Here is an 8,474-nt window from a genome sequence, read left to right as displayed (position 1 = left end):
CCAATTAAAAATAGTATATAGTCTCGTTCGGAACAGTGGCGTTTTAGGGCCCATTTCATGTCTTCGATCTGTTCTTTGCTACGGATGGGTTGGACATCAATGAGATGTGGTTTTTTATTCATGGATTTTAGACCTCTTATTTTATAGTGTTTTGAATGTATACTTTTGTTGTATAAATTGAAGATATCAGGGGATTTGGTGGTAAGTCAATGTTTAAGGGGAAATGAATGTAAACTAATATTCAAAAGTTTACTTTCAAATGATATTTCAAAAGTAGTAACTTTGATTTGACCTTGCTACAGCAAGGTCAGTTTTTTTATGCAGCTACTTCAATAATTTCTATATGGGTAATGTATTTAGTCCGTATTACAATTCCGAGCTGAGGGACCTGTATTGTTTTTTTGGTTTCTATCATGTCATTTAATTCTTCTAAGGACGTGTTTATATCGTCAGAATGTGTAATTCTACCACTTATTTCCTTACCGTTAGATAAATAAAAGGTAACATAATATTTATGTTGTTCTTTTGTCATTGTATTCACTCGCTTTCTAAATATAAAAATATATTATTACATAAAAAAGACGTGGATCACCACGTCTTTTTTATGTAATGGGTTAACAGTTTTTACAATGAATTTGTAAAATGAACATAATGAATCATCATTTTTAACTTTTATAAAAATTTTACCTAAGTTCAAAAATGGAGAATCTATCTTGATCAAACTTTTTTAAAATGGATTCTATTTATTTGTTGAAAATCGAGCAAAGCGACAATCGTTTTAAGACGAAAAATAAAAATTTGAAGGATTAAAAAACGGTAAAGGTACTAGGAAATTTCCTAGCAAGCAAAACGAAGTTTTTTAGGTAGTGTGGTCACACTACCGTAGCTTGCCCAAAGGGCGAGCGTAAAAAAACGGAGTTGGGTTTGGCATGCCAAACCCGTAGCTTGCCCTTTCCTTTTTCTTTTGAAATTCTAAGTTTTAATTGTTACTTTTCTCTTGGGTACAAGAACGCTGGTACTTTGGTCCATGAAAGATGATTGATGTTAAGCCATCTTTTATTTAATAGTTTTGCATTGGATAACAAGAAAAAGAACCTTTTTAAGGTTCTTTTTCTTGTTATGATAATATCTGTATCTCAAATGGTTTTTGGATATTCAATAAAAAAACATTAATTAATTCGAAAATTCGAATCTTTGTATTGACAAAACACAAACAGCCATCTTATACTATAAGATGGAAATAGGTAAATAGTCTATTAAATTTCTGTTTTTTTAGATCTGATGTTGGAGCATCAGATGTTGTTTATTCACTTAACAGTGATTTTTGGAAAATTGATTACGGTTATCATCTTACAATAAAGTGAATGTCAAAATCAAGTCTTTTGACAAAAGAAATTTATAACAAATTTCTACAATATTTATTTAAGGATACCGTAGAATCGTTGTTAGAATGTGATTAATCCTTTATTTGAACAGTAAAAAGGGAGGTTAGTTCATAATATAAATAGTAGCTATTTACTTACTTCACTAATTAAAGGAAGTAGGAAAATTTATGTTAATCACAGGAAAAAAAAGAATAAGAAAAATCGGTAAATATTTAGCACATCTAGAAGAAGGAAATATTGCTTATATTGGATTAAGTCTTACAGAAGAGGTTGTTTCTCGATTAAAAGAAATTGGATTTGAAAGTGGAATTGTAGGTGAAACTTTAATACCTTCACCTAAATTGGGTAATATCAGTAAATTTAATGCAAATGGGAGAGAAGTACCTCAAAGAGATTTGCCAAAAGAAACGCTTTATCGTCAGCATCTTCATTCGTGGACAGATTGGCACGGAACAGATTATTCTCGAATAGTAGATATTCCTTATAAGAGATTTCCACGCAAACTGATTCCTGGGCCTTGGGTATCATTAACAATTATTAAGCATAATGATAAACAGTTTGTTGTAGCTGGAGATGCTATTATAAAGGGACAAACACCTGATAAAGATATAATTCATCGAATTAATTTGATGTTAGAAATTTTTAAGTGTGCGGCCATTCTTCAAGAAAATTTAGAACAATATGAGGTACCAAAGGTTAAAAAACTAGATTGGGATATTCTTCCTTCTGGAAAAATGCCGTGGGAACAATTTCAAAAAAGTTTGATGCCACTTTTAGAAAGAGCATCTAATAACAAAAAAGTGATTATTACTGAAAGATTAGAAACTGTTTCCCAGTATAATCCGGATTTTCATGCCATAGGAAAAAATGGGTATCGAGGATATATTATTTTTGGGTTTATTGAATTGAACTTATATGTCTTTGAAACTGCTGAATATGGAAATGCAACCTATGTTTTTGAAGGTAATTGGAAGGAAATTTCTCAAATGACTAAAACTGATATTGTTGCTGGAAATCTACACAAACATCGTTTTATCCATAAAGAAGGGTGGAAAAAGCAAGTAAAAAGTCTTTTTCCAAGTAATGATGATAAGAAAATTTCATAAAACAAAAAAAGAGTCCCTATTATTTAGGACTCTTTTTCTATTAGTTATAACAAAAAAAGCCAATCATGATATAATTGAGTTGCGACGCTACAACTATACATAAGAGGCTTTTTTATTCTTATAAAATTCTAATTACATAATAGCATAAAAAAAGTCTCCGTACTAGTTGTAAATACTAGGAACAAGGAGAAAAGTTATGACAAATACTATCAATTTAAAACAAGCTGAAAAAAATGCAAGATTGAGAGATATCGAGGATTCGAAGATCTTGTCAGAAGAAGAGATGTATTTAGCAAATGAACTTCAAGCCAAGGCTGGTTCAAGAGGAATGAAATTAGTTCCTGAACGTAAAATTAAGAATAAAGCGAAGTTTGTTCAGATTATTCAACAAAACATCCAGTATTTATTTGAAATTGATTATTTAACAAATGCTGAGAAGGTATTTTTATTAGATATTTCAATGTGTGTAGGTTTTTTAAGTAATTGTTTAGTTAGTGATATTAACTCTAAAGAACAAATTCCATTAACTCAGCGTGAATTAGCAAAAAAAATAGGCAGACATGAAACGAAAGTTAGTCCTTTGGTTAGAAAATTAATTGATAAAGGCATTATTGCTCGTTCTGAGAGTGGTGTTGATGATAATAATGTTAGGGCATATGCTTTGTTTATAAATCCTCATGTTATGTTTTCAGGGAATAGAGATGAAGTGAATCCAACACTTAAAGCTATGTTTAGAAAGGTTCCTAAACAACTTAAAAATTTACCTATCAAATTATTTTAAGTCTACTTTAATTAGTAGACTTTTTTTGTTAATTTCGTACTTACCAAAAACGGTAAGTTTACTTACCAAAAACGGTAAGTACGAAAAATCTTGAAACCCTTGATATTACTGGGGATTTTCCACTTTTGTATGCTTGTCCCTTCTCACTCTATATAGAAATGGCTAGAAGTTCCGCAAGGAACGGGTCGTATTTTCTTCCGCGTTGCTACAGAAAATCTCCACCCTTTTCGCTTTGCTACATCCTTGCGGAACTTCTTTCGGCTCGAGTTTGGATATCACCAAGCCGATACATCCAAAAGCAACTATTTGGGATCATCGGCTTGAATTGCTATTATACGAGCCGAACCGCTAGTGCCTTCGCTCAATAATTTCACTTACCATATTAATAGATACGTAATACGTGGGGGTTCGTCCCCACACGACGAACCAGCCTCAACCCCAAAAGCAAAGGAAACCCTTCTTTTAAACCTGTTCCTTTTGCTTTTTAAACGTTTGTTTTCGTTTTGACGACAAATAGTATTATTTTAGATTTATATCTTTTAAAAAGGATTCTGAAGCGTTTAAATAGCATCTTGTATTTTGTTGTTATTTATTTCTAGATTAAGGATTCATATTTATTTAATGCTTATTGTTTTCTTTTAGTATTTTAAAGTAATGTTTGATTGCAATTTATTAAAAATATCACGTCGTTAGTGAGTACTCATATGGAGACATCAAAGGGACTTTGTGTACTCACTGAGTCTACATCTAGGGATACAATGGGGACATTTAGAGGGTTTTGTGTCGTCAGTGAGTGGACATCCTGGGAATTTTCGTGTACCCACGTTTAAGCTAGGATCCGCCTAGTCCCAACCCCTAGTTGGGCCCAAAAACCCCTTATGCTCTTCTGTCTTTTTTAATTTAGAATTTCCAATTTTATAAAATAGCTTGTTTTTTAATTAAAAATTATTATTTTAAAAAACAAATAGTTAATTTATGTCTATGTAGGAAGGTTTGGGGGATCCCTATCTAGGAATAAAATTCATGAAGGTGTTTAGGTGTTTGTTTAAATAGTTTTAATAAGTGTTCATCTGAACAATGTATTTATCTGAACAGCACCTAAACATCTGATATAATAATGTTTATGATCACTGTTCAGATGCTGTTTGTTTGTTTAGATAGGAGTGATTTAAACAATGGTTAGGGAAAAACATGAATTAATTTGGCTATCGGCTGAAGATATAGCAAAACAAGTCGGTGTATCTTCAATGACAATTAAACGAAATTGCAATACTTATGAAGAATTTATTCTATTCAAACAGGGGGAGAAAAATAAGTATTATATTTCTTCTGAATGTGTGGATGTTTTAAAATTTATTAATAAACTTCGAAATAAAAAGAATGTTCCCCATAAAGAGATTCTAGAAGTATTAAACAAAGAAGGTTTTAAAAAATATATTGCTGTTGATATGGAAGTTGTTCAGGAAAACACTTCTAAACAAACATTTGAACAGACTATGTTTACCTTAGATGAAGTCAGAAAAATAGTTGCGGAAGAATTAGAAAAGGCAATGGAAGATCAAGCGAATAAGAAAGATGAACAAATTATGTATTTGATGAGAGAGATTCAAGATTTAAAAAGAATTATGATAGAAGAAAAACAAGCGATATTAGAAATAGATTCATCCGAACAACAAGTAAACAATGAAGAAGTACAAGAGATTAAAAAGGAATCGTGGTGGAGACGCATGTGGAATCGCTGAGTCCTGGCGTTTATGCCGCGAAAGTTCCTTGACGATGAGGGGAACCCTCATGCAAACTCGCCAGAGGTGGCCCCAGAAGGGCGGTTTTTGCCCGCTGGGGTTAGCTTTGGGAGTTTGAGGGTTCGGAGGCTCGTGGTCAAGGGAACCGTGGAATAAAAAGCGAGGACGGACCCCAGGACAGGGCAAAAACCAATGTCTTCGCCAAGATTCGTTGTTTTACTGTTAAAAAAAGGCGAATAAGAATATAGCATACATACAATAAGGGAATGCAGTATAGATCAGTCTACAAGCATTCCTTTGCTATAATGATGTTAATAATATTTTAATGCTGTTGTCGCTATATATGCCATGTATAGCAATGATAAAAAGATTAATATATCTAGTGTTAAAAAAACATATAATATTATTTTTATCTTTTTATATATTTCATTTTTAATCATATATATAATGAATAGCATTGTAGTTGATTGGAATAGCATGGTGAAAAATAAAAATGTAATAGCAAACACGATATTCCCTGGTACAAATGGAGTATTCATAATGAGTAGAGAACTAATTATATTAAGAATAAGCGTAGTTAGTATAAAAATATATTTATAAATGTTTTTAATTTTGATCGCCTACTTTTTAATTTTTTAGTTGGTAATATAGTTGTTTATTTTTATGGTTATATATAAGTATTTTTTTATTGTTTTCATCTACAATGTAAACATCTTTTTCTTCCCAATCTATTCCATGAGGTATATCTTTTTCAATTGAAAATAAAACATCTTTATTTCTAAAAGGAATTGAATTTCGATTAGCATGAATGTTTATTTCATGTTCTTTTGTTTGAATGCTATAATCTCCTGAATAATTGGAGAAAAACGGTGTTAATTTACTATAAATATATAGAATTTCTTTTTTATCGCTTTCTTGATAAAAGTGGGAATTAATAACGTTTAGATCTGATGTTTTTATGTCTTTTGGTATAAGTAAAAAAGCAATGAGACAATAAAATATAACAACAATAGTAATTAAAGAATATATGTAGAGAGCGGCTATTAATAAATATCTTTTATAATTGCTTTGTTTTATTATCTGATTTTGCAAATTTGAATCCTCCTTTAATAAAGAATCAATTGAAACATTAAACAGATTGCTTAAGGCTAATAAATTGGTTAGATCAGGAAGACTTTTTCCTAGTTCCCATTTAGATATAACTTGTCTTGAAATAAATAATTGGCTGGCTACATCTTCTTGTGTCATGTTATTTATTAATCTTAAATGTTTTATTTTTTTTCCAATGTCCATATATGTACCTCCTTTGATTACTTTAATTATTCTAATGTTAAATAGTAAGGAACGCATCGTAGCGTTATAAAAAAAGCATGCAATGATGCGTTGCGAGGAGTTGTAATAAGAAGTGTAAGAGATATTTGTCATTTAAAACATTTTATTATAATATATCGTTTAAAGGTGGTTAGAAGCTTGTTTGAAAAAGATTTGTTGGATTTTTGTAAGAATTATATGAGTATTATTTATATGTTTGAACCTGTTAGAAAAAGAGTAATTAAATTTTCTATTATTCAATTGAGTGTATTAATATCATTTATATTATTGTTAGTGATATTTGTACAATCTTTAAATTGGATTATTATTTATATAGATTTATTTTTATTTCAGGTGTGGATTACGTCTATGTTTTTTATTAATATGTATTATAAAAAATATATTTGGAATGAGTATCAAATTAAATTTGAAAGTAAAGAATGGTATAACTTTAAATATTTACTTTTGAAAAAATTTTTATTTCATAAGAAAATTTTAAATAAACCTAATAAGAATAAGTCAAAAAATATTCAATCATTGGATTTTTGTATAGAACGATTTGAAAAATATCTTGAAAAAAGAAATAAAAAGAAACTTTTAACTGTTATTAGTTCTTCTAGTGGATTCTTTTTGGCTCTATTTGTTGCTCTTTGGACTTCTTTTAATAATTGGGTTTTTCAGAAGCATTCATTTAATTTAGGTCAAGCTGTAGCATATTTAGCGGTGGTATTTGTTATTTTAGTTTTTATTGTTTTGTTGTCGGTTCTCGTCCGTTACTATTTTATTTTATTTTCTTTTGGGGAACAAAGGATAATTAATCTTATTGAAATGTTATATGGTATTAAATTTTCGTTGAATAATTCTTATTATTTAGATCCAATTGACAATGAAAATTTAAATAAATTGATAGCGCAGATTATTAAGGATTATGATTTGAAAGCTAAATTATAAAATGAGTATTTTAGTTTTAATTATGTTATATTGTCGGAAAAAGATGAATAGAAATATAGCATACATACAATAAGGGAATGCAGTATAGATCAGTCTACAAGCATTCCCTTGCTAAGTATATGAATATATTTTTGTATAATATATATTAAAACAAAAAGCTGAACACTATATATAGTGTTCAGCTTTTTGTTTTAATACAATATATACTTTACTTTGATTTTTAATTAGAATATAATGGGTTTTGGGGGAATAAACGTTCGTTAAATAATAAGGTTAGGAGGTATATGTTTATGAAATCTAGTTCAAAACGTGTGACAAGTTCTAAAGTTGCAACTACGGCTTCTAAGATTTTACGTGATGGTAGATATGGAAAGGCAACAAAAAGTGTTGCAGCATCAGCTTTATCTCAAGCAAAATCTAAGAAAAAATAAGGGAGTAAATAGTATGGAATTTTTATTTAACAGTAAAGGGCAACATATTGCCAATTTAGTAAATAAACAACTTCATTCACCTAGTGGTCAAAATATTGGTCATTATCTTGAAAATGAAAAAATATTTATTGATATGCGCGGGCGTTATTTAGGCGAAATTATGTATAACAATCGATTGTTGTATAATAATTATTCTTCTTATAAAAATATGAATTTTGGTTCATACGGTAACTATGGGAATGTAGGAAACTATGGAAATCCTGGGAATTATGGGTCCATTGGGATTATATCAGGTTATAAAGATATTGTTTTTTAATTAAATTTGAAATGTATCTAGTATATTATCTTTTTCTTCTTTATTGATTCCAATATATTTAAGTGTAATTTGTGGTGTACTATGATTTAGTATTTCTTGCAACATGGCTACATCTTTTGTTTGTTTATAGAACCAATAGCCGAAGGTTTTTCGCATGGTGTGGGTCCCAATGGATTCTAAACTGGCAAAATCTCCGGCTTTTTGCAATTGTCGATAAGCCTGGATTTTACTAATGGGTTTGTCTCCTTTTCGGGAAGGAAATAACCAGGTATTATCTAGAGTTTGAGTATAAGAGTATACCTCATCAAAAATGGAAGTAAGGTTAATCATGCGTTCTTTCTTTGTTTTTCCTTCTTTGATTTTGAATTCCTTTCGTTTCTTTCGTTTTAACTTTAGTATAGTTTGCGTTTCAAGTTGGAGTAGATCACTGACACGTAGTCCTGTATGAATT

General features: G+C 29.9%; 9 protein-coding genes and 1 pseudogene. 6 read left to right on the top strand and 4 right to left on the bottom strand.

What is annotated here, in order from left to right; genetic code table 11:
* Together MHB74_RS29145 and MHB74_RS29140 are read right to left on the bottom strand one after the other, a co-directional pair.
* Positions 1–122: pseudogene (locus MHB74_RS29145) on the bottom strand (tyrosine-type recombinase/integrase); the annotation flags it as partial.
* 194 nt (positions 123–316) lie between these two features.
* A complete protein-coding gene (locus tag MHB74_RS29140) occupies positions 317–532 on the bottom strand; it encodes a hypothetical protein (protein ID WP_061680478.1) in 216 nt (71 codons plus the stop codon).
* A 1,020-nt stretch (positions 533–1,552) separates the two neighbouring features.
* Between MHB74_RS29140 and MHB74_RS29135 the strand changes: the two genes are divergently transcribed.
* The 3 genes from MHB74_RS29135 to MHB74_RS29125 all read left to right on the top strand — a co-directional run bounded on the left by MHB74_RS29135 (position 1,553) and on the right by MHB74_RS29125 (position 5,014).
* Positions 1,553–2,491 carry a hypothetical protein gene (locus MHB74_RS29135; RefSeq protein WP_061680477.1) on the top strand — a complete coding sequence of 313 codons (939 nt, stop codon included), beginning with the start codon at positions 1,553–1,555 and terminating at the stop codon, positions 2,489–2,491.
* Between the two features lie 196 nt (positions 2,492–2,687).
* The gene (locus MHB74_RS29130; RefSeq protein WP_061680476.1) at positions 2,688–3,272 is read left to right on the top strand and encodes a MarR family transcriptional regulator; all 585 of its coding nucleotides are present in this window, start codon (positions 2,688–2,690) and stop codon (positions 3,270–3,272) included.
* Between the two features lie 1,175 nt (positions 3,273–4,447).
* Positions 4,448–5,014, top strand: a complete 567-nt coding sequence (locus MHB74_RS29125; RefSeq protein WP_061680475.1) for a hypothetical protein — start codon at positions 4,448–4,450, stop codon at positions 5,012–5,014.
* Positions 5,015–5,641: 627 nt separating this feature from the next.
* Here the strand turns inward: MHB74_RS29125 and MHB74_RS29120 are convergent.
* Positions 5,642–6,307 (bottom strand): helix-turn-helix domain-containing protein, encoded by a 666-nt coding sequence (locus tag MHB74_RS29120; RefSeq protein WP_061680474.1) that lies wholly within the window; start codon positions 6,305–6,307, stop codon positions 5,642–5,644.
* A gap of 177 nt (positions 6,308–6,484) precedes the next feature.
* On the opposite strand from MHB74_RS29120, the gene MHB74_RS29115 reads away from it, so the two are divergent.
* From MHB74_RS29115 to MHB74_RS29105, 3 genes are all read left to right on the top strand, one after another.
* Positions 6,485–7,276, top strand: a complete 792-nt coding sequence (locus tag MHB74_RS29115; RefSeq protein WP_061680473.1) for a hypothetical protein — start codon at positions 6,485–6,487, stop codon at positions 7,274–7,276.
* A gap of 290 nt (positions 7,277–7,566) precedes the next feature.
* Positions 7,567–7,707, top strand: a complete 141-nt coding sequence (locus MHB74_RS29110) for a hypothetical protein (RefSeq protein ID WP_170965792.1) — start codon at positions 7,567–7,569, stop codon at positions 7,705–7,707.
* 13 nt (positions 7,708–7,720) lie between these two features.
* Positions 7,721–8,023, top strand: coding sequence for a hypothetical protein (locus tag MHB74_RS29105; RefSeq protein WP_061680472.1), 303 nt, complete (start codon positions 7,721–7,723; stop codon positions 8,021–8,023).
* Here MHB74_RS29105 and MHB74_RS29100 read toward each other — a convergent pair.
* On the bottom strand, positions 8,024–8,474 hold a 451-nt coding region (locus MHB74_RS29100; RefSeq protein ID WP_340844947.1), incomplete at its 5' end, for a tyrosine-type recombinase/integrase.

This window comes from Bacillus sp. FSL K6-0069 (assembly GCF_038007785.1).
GTDB lineage: Bacteria > Bacillota > Bacilli > Bacillales > Bacillaceae_G > Bacillus_A > Bacillus_A mobilis.
Note: the sequence above shows the minus strand (reverse complement) of the source record. Positions and strands in the feature narration are given on the sequence as shown.

Excerpts from the sequence above, each read along its gene's own strand:
- MHB74_RS29140 (WP_061680478.1), bottom strand. The coding sequence starts at position 532 with ATGACAAAAGAACAACATAAATATTATGTTACCTTTTATTTATCTAAC.
- MHB74_RS29135 (WP_061680477.1), top strand. The coding sequence starts at position 1,553 with ATGTTAATCACAGGAAAAAAAAGAATAAGAAAAATCGGTAAATATTTA.
- MHB74_RS29130 (WP_061680476.1), top strand. The coding sequence starts at position 2,688 with ATGACAAATACTATCAATTTAAAACAAGCTGAAAAAAATGCAAGATTG.
- MHB74_RS29125 (WP_061680475.1), top strand. The coding sequence starts at position 4,448 with ATGGTTAGGGAAAAACATGAATTAATTTGGCTATCGGCTGAAGATATA.
- MHB74_RS29120 (WP_061680474.1), bottom strand. The coding sequence starts at position 6,307 with ATGGACATTGGAAAAAAAATAAAACATTTAAGATTAATAAATAACATG.
- MHB74_RS29110 (WP_170965792.1), top strand. The coding sequence starts at position 7,567 with ATGAAATCTAGTTCAAAACGTGTGACAAGTTCTAAAGTTGCAACTACG.
- MHB74_RS29105 (WP_061680472.1), top strand. The coding sequence starts at position 7,721 with ATGGAATTTTTATTTAACAGTAAAGGGCAACATATTGCCAATTTAGTA.